This is a genomic window from Paenibacillus glacialis (genome assembly GCF_001637205.1).
Lineage (GTDB): Bacteria > Bacillota > Bacilli > Paenibacillales > Paenibacillaceae > Paenibacillus_AQ > Paenibacillus_AQ glacialis.
In genome coordinates this window covers 105343-121792 of the sequence record NZ_LVJH01000027.1, presented here as the reverse complement: position 1 = coordinate 121792, position 16450 = coordinate 105343, and the positions used below count along the sequence as shown (strand labels likewise).

Here is a 16450-nt window from a genome sequence, read left to right as displayed (position 1 = left end):
AACAAATCAGGAGGGTCTTATGTCTAAGAAAAAGATTGGATTATTGTCGTTTGTTATGATGTTGGTTTTGGTGTTGGTTACAGCATGTGGGGGCAAGGATAAAGAAGTGAGCTTAGGGACAACTGAAAGTGGTTCTTACACCAACGATTATTTTGGTGTATCGCTATCCTTTCCAAAAGAGTGGAAGTTTGAAGATGCGGTTGGAATGAATAACCTGATGGAAGCTGGTAAAGAAGTTGTGACTGGTGATGACGAGAAAAAGAAGGCCCAAATGGAATTGGGTCAAGCAAAAACGCTTAACCTGCTGATGGCTTCTAAATTTCCATTCGGCGGAACAGAGGCAGGACCTTCCATTTTAATCATTAGTGAGAAAGTAAGCTTGCTGCAAGGCGTCAAGTCGGGTGAAGATTATCTTGAATCTTCGAAGAAACTGATGACTGAGACAGAGATCCCGTATGAGTTCAAAGACATTACAACTGCCAAAATTGGTGGTAAAGATATGCATACAATGCAGACCACGATTAATGCAGGAGAAATAGTTCTTACACAGGACTACTACAGCACCATCATCGATGGTTATGCTTTCAATATTATCCTTACCTCTGTAGACGATGCGAGTAAAGCTGAAACGGATAAAATACTAAAATCGATTACTTTTAAATAATCAAATGAGTTTCTTTCCTTCTGGTAAAGAGAGCTTAAACCCGGTAAACTCTCAAAAAGAGCTGCCGGGTTTTTATGATTACAGACCTCTGAAATCGCAGGAATAACACCGAAGAGACAAATAAAGTTCTTCGAAATGGTTGGCTGCATACTGGAGATTTAGGGAGATTTGATCATGACGGTTATTTGTATCTCGTGGATAGGAAGAAAGATATGATCATCGTGGACGGTTCAAATGTATATTGCTCAGAGGTGGACGAAGTACTGTGTAAGCATCCTGCTATTCTTGAGATTGCTGTAATAAGATAGGTGAAATTGAGGTGATAAATTGCAATCTGGTATCGACCAAGGAGATCACGTGTATCGTTGTAAACAAGTACATTCTGCATGGAACTTGATTGGAATAGCTGCGACGTGTTGGAATTAAGCGAAACTGTAACAGGTCTTCCTCCAAAAGAGGCTAGTGAGATAAGAACATGTTGGAGCACCGATTATTTGTATGTACGATTCTTATGTGAGTTGTGAATATTGAGTGTGATAGTGGACTCTATTTATTTTCCTGAGTAAAAAAGTAAGTAGTCACTCGCGTGCCTACTCCAGTACTCATGATCATGACCACCTGAAGAAAGATGATATTCCGAGGTCACGTTCCTGCTCTGTAACTTGTTGTACAGTACCTCAGCACCTTCATAAAATTTATAGCCATCCTCATCTCCAGAATCGAGATAAATAGACAATCCTTTCAGATTCTGAGTCTCTACGAGGAACAAAGGATCTCTTTGCTGTCGAAGGACTTCAGAAGGGTAGAGCCGATCTTGCAGTCCCGCTGCATTGCCCCAGTCATCCATAAATAAAGCTGGGCTGTGGCCCCCCACTTTACTAAATAACTCGGGATGTTGGAATGCGTTAAAGAGTGCAACCCATCCACCCATTGATAATCCGCCGATATATCGGCTCTCTCTAGTGGTATCAGTATTGAAATGACTATCAACGTATTGGATTAGATCTTTGACAATATAATCACTATAATTTCCTTCCGAAATAGAATTGAACCCGTAGCTGTTATCAATTTGAGGGGCAACGATGATAAGCGGATTAATCTTGTCTTCACTTAGCATTTCATCCGCATTTTTATCTAGTCCTAATTCTGGTATCCATGAGTTTTCATTTGCACCATATCCATGAAACATGTAAAGTACGGGGTATTGCTTATTATCCTTGTAACCTTTTGGAAGGTAAATATTAAATTTCATATCTCTTTCCAGTGACTCGCTGTAAAAAGTAACCTTTTGAACGTTTGGAGAGTGGGAGATAACCTCAGCACGAACGGACTCACTGACCTTCACATCACTTATTGTCACGGGTTGATCCGTATTGGTGCAGCTGGTCGTAAGTGCACTTAACAGTAGAATGCATGCAATGATCGTATTACCAAACCTCATGGATAGGCCCCCTTGGAACAAACATAATAAATATGAATTCAAGGATATTTTACCATATTTTATGACATGAATGAGTTAGTCCGCATAAGTGGAATGAATATTACCTTCAGGGTCCGCAAAGAAAGCCGTTGTTTGCCCCCAAGGCATTACCGTGGGTTCTTTAATAGGCGTGGCTCCTTTTGTGATTATATCACTGTAGGTCTGTATAACATCTTCTGGCGAATCGCATGGGAAACAAAGCTCAAAAGCTTGACCTCTATGTTCTTCTTTAAAAGAGTACTGACCATCCGTGTTAATCGCCATTAAAGATTTAGAGCAAATGGAGAAACGAACGCCACTATTCTCAAACTCAACATATTCTTCAGTATCTACTATTGTGTGAAATCCAAGTGTATCACGGTAAAAACGAGTCAATCGGGCAACATCATTAGTTAAAATCGTAATCACGGTTATTTGAGCTCTCATCTACATAACTCCTCATTTATAATCTGTAATTTCAATCGACATTGTGGAAGAATCAACCACAAAGTGGTTATCTTTCAAAATTTATATAATGTGGGCATGTGACTGGAATAGGATGACTGCAACTCTATCATTTGCAATTGTGCGGCTTATCACAATTATGACCAATAGGAGAGACGAATGATATGAATTCATATGTAGGCATTGAAATTGATGGTGCTCAGATGTATATGATGGCGGAGACAACTAGCGGTCATTTGGAGCATACGGTACCTACGGGCAAAGATTGTACGTTGCCGCATCTCCAACATGAGGTTGAGGCCTTTGTAGCCAAGTTGGAATTTACTCCAAGTGGCATCGGCATGGGTATGCCAGGGCTAGTCGTCGGCAGCGATAAAGTAGAGTTGAGCCATGTCTTGCCGGCGCTAAACGGTGTTACAGCGGATATGTTCGCAACGTCAGCAAACATTCCGGTAGCATTTATCAATGATGTTAAGGCGGCGACGATGGCCGAAGCTGCTCATTACACAGACAATGAAACAAACTGTTGTCGTCATCATGGCGGACGCATTTATCGCGGCAGGCGTTGTAGCCTCAGGTGAATTACTGCTTGGTGTGAAAGGGTGGAGCGGGGAGATGGGTTACATGATCCTTACCGTGGATGGGAATCCAGTTCTGCTCGACACGATTGCCAGTGGTTGCGCTTATGAATCAAACAGGGTTGGATGATGCTGCACTACGCGAGCGCCTCGAAGCAGCTGATGAGCAAGTCGCTGATCTTGTAAGGAAAGCAGGGCAGTACTTCGGCTATGCGTTGACTAACTTACTACACTTGTATAATCCAGATGTAATCGTGGTTGGCGGTAGTACACCAACCTATAAGGGCTATATGGAAGCTGCAAAGGCTGCCCTTGAAGCGTATGCGTTGCCCGAATTGCTCAACTGTTGTACGATAACGACACCAAAGATTCAGAATAGAGTGATCGCCTTCGGCGCTTGAGAGTGGATTCGTAAGCTTACACATCATTGATATACATACGAAATAATCATAATTTTCATAAAAAAGTAACACAAAGCAAAGGAGGTCGCCCTCACTTTACTCTGTATTTAAATTCCGACTAATATTATCAGTTAACAATAAAATTGTGTGATTCTTACTAACGATCAACGCAAGATATAGCCACCATCCGGGAATAGGGTACTTCCTGTTGTGTATCTATTGGTCATCAAATATATTGTAGTATGTGCTGCTTCATCTGCTTGACCGACTCTGCCAAGAATATTGATTTTGGTATATCCTTCGTAAGCTTTATCTCTAGTCTCTTGGTCTGCATCTTCCCAATTAAATGAGGTATGTATGGTGCCTGGAGAGATTACATTCACCCGAATGGGATTAAGTTCCACGGCTAAAGCTTTACCCAGACTTTCAATCGCACCATTGCAAGCAGCATATGAGGCTCCATCCGCAAGTGGGCGTTGACTAAAGGCACCTGACATTAGCACAATCGAACCGTTAGGGTTGATAAAAGGGGCTGCGAATTTTACAGCGTTGTATTGTGGCCAGAATTTAGCATTAAAGCAACTATGAGCAATCTCTAAGCTTGACGTAATTGGACCTCTGACATAGGAGGCGCCTGGCGTAAATAAATGGTCAAACTTTCCGATTTTCTCGAAAAAGGCCTTCAACTGCACTTCGTCCTGATTATCCAAAGGATAAGTTTCCACGGAGTCGAATCCAAGAGTATGTTTCGCTGAGTCCAATTTATCTTTCGATCGACCAGCTATAATGACATGTGCCCCTTGTTCGAGCGCCTGTTTGGCAGTAGCTAATCCAATCCCAGAACTTCCTCCGATGATTACAATTCTTTGATTCTTTAATGAAATAGTAGACATCATGAATGATCTCCTTTATATAGTAAAATTTATATTTAGCTTCTTTATTATTAGTGAAAAATCGATTCCTGCAAAGTACGCACTTTGTTCGTACTAGGTACGAATTTTCGTACTCATATACTAGAATTAGGTATTATTAGAACCAGTGTGCAATAGGAGAGAGCAATATGTATGATGGTAACGAGAGGGTGAAACGATGAATATGGATTTGAAGGAGCCTAGATTGAAAGGGGTACTAACAACGCTTCAAATGATCGGTGGGAAATGGAAGCCGCTCATTTTGTTTATTTTACTAATAAATGGAACTCAACGTTTTGGAGAACTAAGACGCCTTATTCCGGATGTCTCACAAGGAACACTAGCCAAGCAACTGCGGGAGCTTGAGGAGGATGAACTTATTGTCCGTGTAATCTTTCAAGAGATACCCCTTAGGGTTGAATACAGTATTTCGGAGCATGGGAGAACGCTAACCTCTGTTTTGGATAGTATGTGTGGTTGGGGCAGACAACACTTGGATTATATGAAAATCGAGGAATTTAGTTGTCGCAAAGTGTGAAAATGTAAGAGATTAAAATTACAGGATGCGCAAGTAGCGCCACCTAATAGGAGTGAAACATTATAAATTCGTTGGTCCGTAATGTCATTGTCTACCTATTCATATTTATCGTCAGTATGATCTTATCAATGCGGAATATATCTACAGTTTACATTGTTAGTGTTGCTATACTCATTGCAATCTTATCTATAATGCTTCCGTATATTCATATGGTATTACAAGAGACTAATTTGGTACGACTGGAGAAGTTTTTAATTAGACAGCGAAAAAATCCAGCATTGTACCTTTTTTATGCCATTGCGAATAAACAGGATGAAGAGGTTAGGATTCTGATCGACCGTTTGCTGGTCAAATATAAGCACCCGCAAAAACAAGCTTTGTACAAGGCAATTTACGGTACGTATCGAAAAAATATAACCACCGTTAAGAACGAAGTTTCACTTATTCAATCGGTCCAATTCCGTTATTATTATGAAACATATGTCTATATTGAGGAAGGTAACCTGGAACTTGCTCGAGCAACTACGGCTAAAGTGTCAAAGCCATGGATGAAAAACAGCCTGCTATCTGAGATTGAATTGCAAACCGGGAACCGTCCCGAAGCGATTGAACTAGCAAGGCAAGCTTTGCAAAGTAGCAGAGGATTGCAAAGGTATATCGTGTATAAGAACTATGAGCGTGAGCTACCCGAGGCTGTGTTAGGTGCTTAATTTTCTAATGATAGAGTTGCAGTTCTGCTATGGAGGAATAGAGTGTAGACAAATAAAATCAACCTCGTGCCATCGCACGGGGTTGATTTTATTGTCTGAAAGTGAATGTCATAGTAGCATTAATTAGTTAGGCTCGCCAGGAAATGCCAACTTCCTGAACTTGATATAACGGTTCTATAATCACCAGCTGGTTGGTCCGTTGCTAGTGTTATCAAGGGTGTTGTTACTGACCCTGGGTAGATCCATTCTTGAGAATTCAATGTTATTGTTTTCGTGCTAATCAGCTGATCTCCTCGATAAAGTTTGATTGTTAAATCATCGCGATACTTACCTGTGTTGACAATAACGCCATAACCAAACTTGATTGTGCCGCTTGTTAGCGTTCTACTCGGGCTAGATTCGCTGAACGCAGCAAACGCTGTTGTTGTAAAACTTAAAATAATGACAAGCATGATACAGAGAGAAGATACCGTTTTTTTCATCCTTACACCTCCTTTCTTACAAAAAGATTAGGAACTTGTGTCAGGAAATCTCTGTACTATATATTATACTTAAAGTATATAAATAAGTAAATAATGGAAATAATTAAGCTATTTTATGAACGATACTACATATTTCTGCCTAAATGCATAATATTTAGTTACCGTAGCAATGTAATGGAATTCTTAAGATTTTGAGTGAAGAGTGATATGAGTGATGCAGTTCGTCAGGTGAGAGATGGCTCTGTTTTGATTTCTGATTTAGGGAAGATGAACATTAGCTGTATTTAGGGTATACCTTATTAGTGCACTGGTCTTTGGGGGGGAGTTGGTTAAAATGAGAGGATTCGTTTGCTCAGTTACTGACTAGAAGTTACCTAAGAGTAAAACAAAGAGGCCTGGTCTCATAAATCTTCAACAACAACCGTGTTGCCAAAATATTCACTAAAAAGGATGTCAATTAATTTCTCTGCCGTATATTCGGGTGTTTGTAACTTTCCTTCTTGTGCTACCTGTATAAATTGATCCACGTAGGGAAAAAGTTCTTTGTTTGTCGAACGAATCTCAGTTTGCAATTGTGTGTCTATCATTCCAGGATATACGGAAATTACCTTGGTAGGATACAACTGATTCGACTGCTCTAAGCTCACACTCTTCGAGAAAGAATCCAAACCTGCTTTCGATGTGCTGTAACAGCTTTGAGATGGAAGAAGATAGCGGGCAGAACCAGAAGATATATTCATAATTCGCTTGTCTATGTTTAATTCCTGCGTATGCTTGATGAAATTCGACGTTATTATCATCGGAGCAATTAAATTAACATTTACATTTTCGGTGAGACTTGCAGATGAACATTGTTCAATTGGCGCGATAGGAGTTAACATTCCCGCATTGTTTATTAAGTAGATAGCTGTAATATCTGCTTCACGTTTGATCGTGCTGAATATCTCGTTGAATAGTCTATCAATTTCACCTACATGATTAAGATCGAATGGGTAGTAACTCAATCTGACATTCTTTTCTCTAGCGCGTTCAATCAGACATTCATTGTCAGTCCTTGATATACAAAATATATGATGATTCTCAGCTAATAATTGATAGGCCAACGCTTCTCCAATACCTCTGGATGTACCCGTAATAACAAAATATTTCATCCGATGTGTTCCTCCTAATATATCATTTCTGAAATTCTGCTCTGGCCTCTTCTATGAGAACGCTATTGACTGTTTCCTTCCAAACATCCTGATAGTTCATATCAAATTTCATCATCATGCAACGGGATATATTATCAATGACTAAGGCGAGCATATAAGCCTTGTTATCCGTAGTTTGAGATGAAACAACGCCATATGATACTCCCTTAAGTAACAAGTCACGGAATCCATTCAAAAATTCCTGATGCATATTAGTCAATCTTTCTCTGTAAATCTCCTCACGCTCTGCAAGCATCATAAATTCACCTAAAACCCTCAACACTGCAAAATGTTCTTTGTTCCCATCAGGAAGCATAACTAAGCCACGTTGGTACAAGGTTTCTATAAAATTCTCTTTCGTTATGGAATCCGTTTGAAAGTACTTGTCGTAATGATGATCTTTGAAAATATGGTCAAAAGTCCGGCTGATCAACTCTTCCTTGCTAGAGAAATGATAGTAGATTGAAGGCTTTGTTATACCAACCTTGCTAGCGATCATTCCTAAACTTGTTCGTTCTAGACCATGCTCAGCGAAAAGGTCAAATGCTGCTTCTATTAATTGATTAGTAGTGAGCTCCTTTTTCTTCATATGTAACGACTCCTTTAATCTACCTACCTTCTGGAAAATATTATAAACAGAGGGGACTAGCATGTCAATAATTTAACTATCGTTCGTTAAAAAAACTAACATTGACCAATACTCGAATCCCTGTATAAGAAAGCTAAAAAAAGGAGAGAGGATTGGCTTCATATTTAGATAAGTACAATCGTCAAATAACCATGCTGCACACAACTTGTTGATCAGTGGTGGCAGCATGGTTATTCGGTAATAACTGATTGACATTGATATGATTACCGTTGAGACACAGCATATAAGCAAGATACTGTGTCCCATATGTAATTTAAATAACCATACCATGGGTTCGAGTATTCTTTAGTTATTCTTCTGTATATTCTCTAGATGAATAACTAGGTTATCCAAGGTTTCAGTCATACCTTGAATCATCCCCATATCTAGCACCGTTTGCAACGCCTCAGGTGATGCGTATTTCCCGGTGTTAACTAGCTTTGTCTTACCATCCAGCTCGATGAAATCGAGTGTGACCAGCGTTTCAGGCAAATTGTCTGCAAGATTGCCTTCCGCATCCGAGAAGTAATCCGTATAGAGGATTTGCTTCGGCTCTGAAATTTCCCGATAAAGCGCTTTGCCCCAAGACTCCATACCATAGAAATCGCCCTGGTTCTTATCATCGCACTTCATGCAATAATGCCATGAACCGCCTGGACGGAAATCGATGTTGCATACGGGAATGGTCCAGCCTTTCGGTCCCCACCAATGTTTGAGATGTTCTGCCTCCGAAAAAGCTTTGAATACAAGCTCTCGTGGTGCTTGGAACACTCGCTCCAATACAAGTATGTTGCCTTCCACTTTGGATACTAATTGGTTAATTAGATTAGGGTTAGTCATGATATACATCCTCCTCATATTTGATTATATTGTCGAGCCGTTCACGGCCTATTTCTAATCGTGCTTTCCTGATTCCTTGCTTTGCATCTCAAGTAAATATTCATCCAGTCGATCGTAACGCTCTTCCCACATACGCCGGTACGATTCCAGCCAAGCGTCTAATTCCTTAAACGGATTCGGACGCAACTTGTAAATACGTCGGTTAGCAACCGCCTGTACCTCAACAATACCTGCCTCACTAAGGACGCGTAAATGCTTGGACGCTTGAGGCTGACGTAGCCCGAGTCTTTCGGCGATCTCCCCAACGGTTAGAGGACTCTCGCGCAATAGTTCAACAATCTGCAGGCGGTTAGGCTCAGCTAAGGCGCTCATAACGGTAGCATTCATAAGAAAAACATCCATTCGTTTTATTTGTTTATTTAATCCGTCTTTCTCTCGAGACGAACATCGCTTTATCGACTACGAAATGCCTCCTTTTTTGTATTTCCTTTTGTTGTTTTGAATATACCACATACGGAATATTCCTGTAAAGGAATATTCATAAAATTGTTAAGGCATGATCTTGTTAAGTAATAATAATCAAGAAAACGGATTTCCAACACGCTAATCATGAATGTATTATCAGCTTTTTCCAAAGATAATTAGCTGAATTCATAGGTTGATTTTCTGTTGATTTCATTTCTGTATAAGAATAATGAAAGGAGAGGAGGGGGTACATCCTATTAAACGTAAAAAGGGCAGTGGCCACTCGAAAGAGGAGGCTGCTGACCTTTGATTTGTGGAATAGTAAGGGGACTATAAGAAGTATAGGAGAGCATAATATCGTGCGCACGGTTCGGATCAAAATGTCTGTAAACATGTATACCCAGAAATTATAGACTCTTTATTGAATGGAGCTGCTTTGAATATTGCAGGCATAAAAAAAGCCGCTAAATGTGGCGAAAATGTGAATCTTTTTATAAATTTACCTATTATTATACCATAAATTAACATAAAAATCAAGTATTGTTTCGTTCCGTACCTCCATGTTACAACAGATATGAGGTGATGGATAATGGAAAATAAAAGTTTAACAGCTCTCGTCAGTGCGTTCTCAAGAGCGTATCACGCCCAGCAAAATCAGATCAAAATTTTTGATGATCAACTCGCCAGACAACTAATAACAGATGAGGAATTCAAGAATATCTCCAGCAATATGTCACAGGCAATTGCTTTCTTCCAGCCAGAGTTTGTTGGTTCACAGGAGCAAGCGCTACGTGAAATCGTTGATCATCAACTGTCTCCATCTCCACTTGGCAGGGCCGCATTTGCCGAACAGACACTTGAGGTTGCCGCGACGCTAAGCGCCAGACAATATCTCATTTTTGCGGCAGGTTACGACACCTTCGCTTACCGCCAGCCGAAGTGGGCAACCAATTTGCAAATCTTTGAAATCGATCATCCTGCTACAGCAGCCGACAAGCGCAGACGTGTATCGGCTCTACAATTGGACGTGCCGTCAAACATACACTACATTTCAGCCGACTTTCGTGAACCAGATTGGCAGAGTAGCGTCCTTGCCTGCCCAGCTTTTGACCCGAGTCTAATCAGCTTTAGTAGCTTGTTGGGAATCAGCTATTATTTGTCTAAGGATGTGTTTAAGCATTTGTTGTCTGCCATTGCTTCATTGGTACCAAGCGGTAGCAGCATCGTCTTTGATTATCCCGATGAGCAGACGTTCACCTCGCAGGCAGGTGAACGGGCGCAGAAACAGGTAATGATGGCTGCAAGGGCGGGGGAGCCTATGCAGGCAAGTTATTCCTATTCGGAGCTAGAGGAGATGTTGGAAGAGGTCAACCTGCTTATCTATCAGCATTTGACTCCAGCGGAAATTACCGAAGAGCTGTTTAAAACCTACAATGACAGTCAACCTTCATACAAAATAAAGGCATTCGATAATGTGAACTATTGCTTGGCGGTTAAACGATAGGTTCACTAAAACCTAGTCCTGCGTTGCGGTTGACTGCTTGTCAAACACCTGGATTTTTGAGCTCGATCTCAAGATGAAGTCATGAATTATCGAAGTGAATCCAAGCCCAGGTCCATATATTTTTAACAAGCTCGGGGATAAAACGATGTATCGTAAAGTCATGAATTATCGAAAGTTTAATGCTTAGAATAGAGGAGTCGAGATTCCAGTGATAACCAGAAGGCACTCTTAGGAGTGTCCTTTTTCATAGTTATTGTGGGTATATTCCCATTCTGACGAAGGATTTATATGGTTGATTATAGAATCAGGACCTATGCAGAATCATTAGTGAAGAAGCGGCTCAAGGAAAGAAGTTGTAATTTGTATTGACAACACCCTCCAAACAATTGATAATAATAATCGTTCTCAATTATAACTGACAAGGAGTTTTACTGGATGAATTTTTCTCATGTTTTAAAGCATCATGTTTTCTTATTTTTTGTTGTACTTATGCGAGTTTCCTTCGGGGTAGGCTGGGTGTTGGCCGGGGTTACCAAAATAACTGAAAAAGGGTGGTTCGAGCAGCCTAGTGTTTTTCTGACAAACTATCTGGAAGTAGCCTTAACGAAACCCAATGTCTCTTTATTCTACAAAGACTTTATCAAGCATGTATGTCTCCCTTATGTTGATTATTTTAATTATGTCATTCCCTGCGTTCAGATCGTGGTTGGCATTCTACTAATCGTTGGTTTGTTCACGTTACCAAGCATTCTCATTTGCTTATTTATGCATGTCAATTTCATTCTGTCAGGTAATATGAATCTGATCAGTCTTATTCTTTATACATGTTCTTTTGGGTTATTACTCTGCGGCTCGCGTACATTCACGCTTAGTCTGGACCGATGGTTTAAACGAGTGCCCTCATTTGCGCAGAAATCGAAATCTTCTTCCGACCTTACTATGACTAACAGATCCTTCGTGAACTGATTCGCGTGATTGCTCCAATACTCTTGATGTATAAGGCTGAATTTTTTAAAAAAGATTGACAATCATTAAAATTTAATTAATAATTTGATCTGACATAATTGATAATGATAATCATTATCGAAAATATGAATAGTTGATAAAAAGCAGGGGAGCAAACAATATGATACAGAAAAAGGCAATCTTTAATGTTATGGTTTCTACGAGTTTATTGACATCTTTGGTGTTACCGACTGTGGTGTCTGCGGATGGATTAGCCCAGGAGGTACAGAGCGAACAACTTCAAGGAAATTCGATTATTGAGGGGCCAGTGGAGAACTCGGAGTCTAAGATAAATGCGGCAAGCGTAAGTCAGGAATCCTATTCTACCGCGAATGACATCGTATCGGTACAAGCTATTCCAGATTCAACGTATCCGTACCGGACGAAGGCGTCGAATTTTGAGCTGCCAAGTCGGGTCATGGTCCAATTAAACGGCGGCAGTGAAACAGAGCTATATGTCCGTTGGGATTTTAATGATTATAATCCCGAAGATATTAAGGAACAAACGTTTACGGCAGTGGGAACACTAAGGGAAAATCCATGGGGCTCTGAACTCCCAGACGGAATAAATAACCCGCAAGATGTAAAGGCAACGGCTAAAATTACAATTTCTGTCGCGAAGCAGATTAAGAGTGTTGACCCGCTAGCTGATATGCTTGATGTAGAGAACGGTACAAACTACTATAGCCTTGGATTGCCGGATAGTGTCGGTGTGGTCTTGGATGATGATACAACGACTACGGTTGGGGTTACTTGGAGCCAGGGCGATTATGATATGCACGATCAAAGCGCGAATACGGTCGAGTTCACGGGGCGATTGGGAGACCGTTACGGTTTGCCGGTTGGGATTGATAACAGCAGCATGAAGTTGGAGGCCAAGGTGAAAGTCTCCTTCAGAAAGGCGCGTACAATTACGAGTCTTCAGCCTGTGGAAATCAACGACGTACCCAGCGGTACGAAAAAAGCAGAAAAAGCATTAGGCCTACCCGAACAAGTAGAGGCTACATTAAGCGACAATCAGAAGGTTCAAGTGCCGATTGAGTGGGATGTGGAGCACAGCGCCTATGATTCAAGCAAATCGGAAGCGCAAACCTTCAAAGTGACCGGTCGGGTACAAGATATTCCAGCCGGATTAACGAATCCAAGTGGAGTAACAGCGGAAGCGACGGTTACGGTCGCTGCTGCGATTCAAGTTACAGATATTGAAACTGTACAGGTGCTTCAAGTGCCCAATGGCATTAGCAAGACAGCTCTTGCTTTCTATCTGCCTAAGCAGGCAGACGTGACACTAAGTAACGACCGCAAGGAAAAAGTGGATGTGACGTGGGATTTGGCGGGATCGACTTATGACCCAACCAATGAACAGCAGCAAGCATTGAAAGTAATAGGCACGCTGGTGCATTTGCCTGCCGGGGTTGCGGCGCAGAGCCAGAAGGTAACGGCGAATGTCACGATTAGCGAGATGCGTTACGTGGAGTCGCTGAATCATGTGGTGGATATTATCGGAATCGTTAACGGCACGAATGCAACCACAGAAGCACTACACTTGCCAAAGCAAGTGAGTGTGGCCTTATCTGATGGAAGCACGATCAGCGTTGATGCTCAATGGGGATTACATAACATCGGCTATGAGAAAGGAAATGCAAAGGCACAAACATTGACGGCAACGGGAACGTTAATCAATCTTCCTCTTGGTGTAAAGGGCAACAACGTCCAAGCAAAAGTAAACGTCCAGGTTGATGCGAAGATCGAACCCAAGAAAAATGTGGGCGCTACGATGAGCGATGTGTCGATGGATAAGGAAGGTCGCAATACGACTGAGGTGCTGAGTGAATACTTCTTACCTTTGTCGGGAGATGTTGCAGGGTCGAATGGTCAACCGATCAATGGTCCTGGGACGGCTCTTATGGTATTGCAAATGTATATCAACGGTGAGGAAGTAAGGACTATTGACTATTTAGGGCGCAGTCTGTCGTTGAATACCAAACTATATGTGGGTTGGAAAAATGAGGACGTACTAGCCGAAGTATCCAACGTGTTGAAAGCTGCATTGTTGCATCACTCTGAGGGAAGGAATTATGAGGTTATCACCTCTACGTCTCCAGCTGGTATTATTATTAAGCAGAAACAAGGAACAGGGAGTAGCACAGATGTGTTTGGTTATGTGCTAGAGAATGGACAAGGTTCGGCTGTTGAAGGGCTAACATGGGGTGATCTGGAGACTAAAGTCGAAGGAAGATGGGGCATGGTCGGCGAAAAGTCTAAATTCAGCGTTCAAGTAAAGAACGGTGCGAGTGCGGATGGCGATCTTGTCGTACACGTGTCTGATGGAATCATCGATAAGCAGATTTCCGTACCTGTAGTGGCGAATGACGATGCGGCTACAGTTGCTCAGAAAGTAAGAGAAAGACTGGTTCAAGACTATGAGATAGTGAACGCTTATATTGTAAAGGCGGATGGAAGCACATTGGCTTTTGAAGCGCTGGAAGAGGGTTCGAAACAAGTGAAAGTATCGGTGAAGACTGCTATCGACACAGGTAGCAAGCCGGACGAAGGAAGCAACAAGCCAGACAGTGGAAATGGAAATAATAACAGCGGCGGATCCAGCAGTAATAATAACAATAATGGAAATAGCAGCAGTAACGGTAACGGCAGCGGTGCTGGAAGCACGGGTAGCGGCACAACCACGGATAAGGACAATGTTGGAGGCAAGGGAGGAACCCCCAGCCCTGATAAAGCTGAAAATGGTGACGGTAAGTCAGTGAGTACGTTTGTTGACTTGCAAAACCACAAGTGGGCCCAAAAATCGATCGATTTTTTGAATTCCAAAGGGATTATTTTAGGTACCTCAGAACATGTATTTGCTCCGAGTGCGGCGATGAAGCGTGGCGATTTTGCGCTCCTGCTTATGAAAATGTTCGGTCTGAAGTCGGACGCAACAGTCCGTTTCTCTGATGTTCCGCAAAGCAGCTATTACTATGAAGCGATCTCAAGCTTGAAGGCACAAGGAATCGTGCAAGGCCTTGGGGGAGATAAGTTTGATCCCGAAGCGCCGATGACTAGACAGGACTTGATGGTTATGCTGCACAAGGCATTGACCAAGTCTGGTATTAAGCTGAAAGTTGGCGAAGCGCCCTCATTAAATGGTTTTGCAGATTCCGATAAGGTGAAGAGTTATGCGAAAGACGCGGTGCTTGCTCTAATTACAGAAGGAATTGTAAAAGGAGACGGCAGTAAGCTGAATCCAACTGATCATGCTTCAAGAGCAGAAGTAGCAGTGCTGCTTGAGCAAGTTTTTAATAAAATTCCTGTTAATAAATAAATTAAATGAGAAAACAATAAAAGAGGATGGTATAGCCCCGTTAAGTAGACAGTAATAAAAAGAGTTTGTTAAGCGGCAATCACTTCTCGGTATTCTACCGATGAGAGGTCGCCTAGTTTTTCGGGAATCGCTCTTGCTTATTTATGAATAGCAAACGCCTTCGCATGATGAAATTGAAGTGGGCAGAAATTGAAAATATTGGGGTGAAGGTTTCGAGGACACCTCCGCGAATGAGTTTAAGTAATAAGAAGATTATATGTAAAGTAGGGACTGGGGGACATCTGTAACAAGGTGCTTCCCAGTTTTCTTTATGTCTATACAGAGAATAAGCGCAAACGCCGTCTCTTTTAAAAGTACACGAGAAAAAGGTGGAGTTTTACGATAACTTATATTGAAGACGCAGGAGGCCTATTCTTATATACTCTCGTACGAATCACTGCTTCGATAACAAGCAGGTTAGGAACCCAGCAAAGCCAAGCTACAACACGATAACCCGCCTCGAAATCGCTAAAGATCAGTACAAGCGGACCCAACCAAATTCGAAGCATAACCGCTGCAAAAGTAAGCGCGTAGCTGCGAAGCATCCATGCTTTATGAGCTTGAACGTTTTTGGTAATAATTTTGCGTAAGGCAATCCAAGTGGTTGCTACCCACAGTACACCTAATCCGACAAAGCCAAGTCCAGAGATCCAACCACCAGTCGCAAAAAGCGATAAATATAGGCTCACAATCCCACTCACAGTAACAGAAATAATATAAACATAACCTAGTCGCCTATGCATATGTACCCTAGTCTTTGATTGCTTCAGAAAAATCTGAAACGGTCCAATGACAAGGGCTAACAACGCAGTTAATATATGAACATACAGCACATACACCCAAGGCGTTAGGTGAAAATCCGGCTTTTGCAATTTGAAAGAAACGAGTCCGGCATTACGAGCACTTAATACGCCATACTGAACAATGACATATCCCGCTATTGCAAACGCTAAAATGAAAACGAGTACTCGAATGATTTTATTCCCCATGCTAAAACCAACACTCCTCTCTCACTTCAGTGATTCAAATATTTTTGACAAAAGTATGCTTGAACTTTGCCCTTCTTAGGCGTAGCGGTGTACGGTAAGCATTAGTAAGCTTTCATGCATGTTTCTTTGGACTTCTGAACGGAAGTCCAAAGAGGGCCGTACCAACCCTAAGCTGCTCTTCATTTTCCCAACGCCCATTTCGTCCGGCACGTCCTTCCAGAACTTATTGACCGCACCTGGAATGTGATCTGCTTTAGTGT

The 16450-nt window shown here is 41.6% G+C and carries 17 protein-coding genes and 1 pseudogene; 9 read left to right on the top strand and 9 right to left on the bottom strand.

The window, feature by feature from the left end; genetic code table 11:
• Positions 1–19: 19 nt before the first annotated feature.
• A complete protein-coding gene (locus tag PGLA_RS15675; RefSeq protein WP_068534336.1) occupies positions 20–664 on the top strand; it encodes a hypothetical protein in 645 nt (214 codons plus the stop codon).
• 110 nt (positions 665–774) lie between these two features.
• A pseudogene (locus tag PGLA_RS26930) lies at positions 775–966 on the top strand (long-chain fatty acid--CoA ligase); the annotation flags it as partial.
• Between the two features lie 248 nt (positions 967–1214).
• Here the strand turns inward: PGLA_RS26930 and PGLA_RS15670 are convergent.
• Both PGLA_RS15670 and PGLA_RS15665 read right to left on the bottom strand, forming a co-directional pair.
• Positions 1215–2105, bottom strand: a complete 891-nt coding sequence (locus PGLA_RS15670) for an alpha/beta hydrolase (RefSeq protein ID WP_084411150.1) — start codon at positions 2103–2105, stop codon at positions 1215–1217.
• A 75-nt stretch (positions 2106–2180) separates the two neighbouring features.
• Positions 2181–2570: a VOC family protein gene (locus tag PGLA_RS15665; protein ID WP_068534334.1), complete on the bottom strand. Its 390-nt coding sequence runs from the start codon at positions 2568–2570 to the stop codon at positions 2181–2183.
• 182 nt (positions 2571–2752) lie between these two features.
• Between PGLA_RS15665 and PGLA_RS15660 the strand changes: the two genes are divergently transcribed.
• Both PGLA_RS15660 and PGLA_RS15655 read left to right on the top strand, forming a co-directional pair.
• Positions 2753–3169 (top strand): ROK family protein, encoded by a 417-nt coding sequence (locus tag PGLA_RS15660; RefSeq protein ID WP_068534332.1) that lies wholly within the window; start codon positions 2753–2755, stop codon positions 3167–3169.
• Positions 3170–3228: 59 nt separating this feature from the next.
• Positions 3229–3567, top strand: a complete 339-nt coding sequence (locus PGLA_RS15655; protein WP_068534330.1) for an ROK family protein — start codon at positions 3229–3231, stop codon at positions 3565–3567.
• Positions 3568–3731: 164 nt separating this feature from the next.
• On the opposite strand, the gene PGLA_RS15650 is transcribed toward PGLA_RS15655, so the two are convergent.
• Positions 3732–4460 (bottom strand): SDR family oxidoreductase, encoded by a 729-nt coding sequence (locus PGLA_RS15650; protein WP_068534327.1) that lies wholly within the window; start codon positions 4458–4460, stop codon positions 3732–3734.
• A gap of 202 nt (positions 4461–4662) precedes the next feature.
• Here PGLA_RS15650 and PGLA_RS15645 point away from each other — a divergent pair, with 202 nt between their 5' ends.
• A complete protein-coding gene (locus PGLA_RS15645; protein WP_068534439.1) occupies positions 4663–5016 on the top strand; it encodes a winged helix-turn-helix transcriptional regulator in 354 nt (117 codons plus the stop codon).
• 116 nt (positions 5017–5132) lie between these two features.
• Positions 5133–5726, top strand: coding sequence for a hypothetical protein (locus tag PGLA_RS15640; protein WP_068534437.1), 594 nt, complete (start codon positions 5133–5135; stop codon positions 5724–5726).
• Positions 5727–5845: 119 nt separating this feature from the next.
• On the opposite strand, the gene PGLA_RS15635 is transcribed toward PGLA_RS15640, so the two are convergent.
• The 5 genes from PGLA_RS15635 to PGLA_RS15615 all read right to left on the bottom strand — a co-directional run bounded on the left by PGLA_RS15635 (position 5846) and on the right by PGLA_RS15615 (position 9253).
• On the bottom strand, positions 5846–6208 hold the full coding sequence (locus tag PGLA_RS15635) for a hypothetical protein (RefSeq protein ID WP_068534325.1): 363 nt from the start codon (positions 6206–6208) through the stop codon (positions 5846–5848).
• A gap of 401 nt (positions 6209–6609) precedes the next feature.
• The gene (locus PGLA_RS15630) at positions 6610–7359 is read right to left on the bottom strand and encodes a (S)-benzoin forming benzil reductase (protein WP_068534324.1); all 750 of its coding nucleotides are present in this window, start codon (positions 7357–7359) and stop codon (positions 6610–6612) included.
• A gap of 22 nt (positions 7360–7381) precedes the next feature.
• Complete coding sequence (locus PGLA_RS15625; protein ID WP_068534323.1) at positions 7382–7987, bottom strand: TetR/AcrR family transcriptional regulator; 606 nt, start codon at positions 7985–7987, stop codon at positions 7382–7384.
• Positions 7988–8332: 345 nt separating this feature from the next.
• Positions 8333–8866 (bottom strand): SRPBCC domain-containing protein, encoded by a 534-nt coding sequence (locus tag PGLA_RS15620; RefSeq protein ID WP_068534322.1) that lies wholly within the window; start codon positions 8864–8866, stop codon positions 8333–8335.
• Between the two features lie 54 nt (positions 8867–8920).
• Positions 8921–9253: an ArsR/SmtB family transcription factor gene (locus PGLA_RS15615; protein WP_084411146.1), complete on the bottom strand. Its 333-nt coding sequence runs from the start codon at positions 9251–9253 to the stop codon at positions 8921–8923.
• 667 nt (positions 9254–9920) lie between these two features.
• Here PGLA_RS15615 and PGLA_RS15610 point away from each other — a divergent pair.
• The 3 genes from PGLA_RS15610 (at position 9921) to PGLA_RS15600 (ending at position 15162) form a co-directional block, all read left to right on the top strand.
• Positions 9921–10835 (top strand): class I SAM-dependent methyltransferase, encoded by a 915-nt coding sequence (locus PGLA_RS15610; RefSeq protein ID WP_068534319.1) that lies wholly within the window; start codon positions 9921–9923, stop codon positions 10833–10835.
• A 435-nt stretch (positions 10836–11270) separates the two neighbouring features.
• Complete coding sequence (locus tag PGLA_RS15605; RefSeq protein ID WP_068534317.1) at positions 11271–11801, top strand: DoxX family membrane protein; 531 nt, start codon at positions 11271–11273, stop codon at positions 11799–11801.
• Between the two features lie 160 nt (positions 11802–11961).
• Positions 11962–15162 carry an S-layer homology domain-containing protein gene (locus PGLA_RS15600; RefSeq protein WP_068534316.1) on the top strand — a complete coding sequence of 1067 codons (3201 nt, stop codon included), beginning with the start codon at positions 11962–11964 and terminating at the stop codon, positions 15160–15162.
• A gap of 386 nt (positions 15163–15548) precedes the next feature.
• Here PGLA_RS15600 and PGLA_RS15595 read toward each other — a convergent pair whose 3' ends face one another.
• On the bottom strand, positions 15549–16190 hold the full coding sequence (locus tag PGLA_RS15595) for a DUF2306 domain-containing protein (protein ID WP_068534314.1): 642 nt from the start codon (positions 16188–16190) through the stop codon (positions 15549–15551).
• Between the last annotated feature and the right edge of the window lie 260 nt (positions 16191–16450).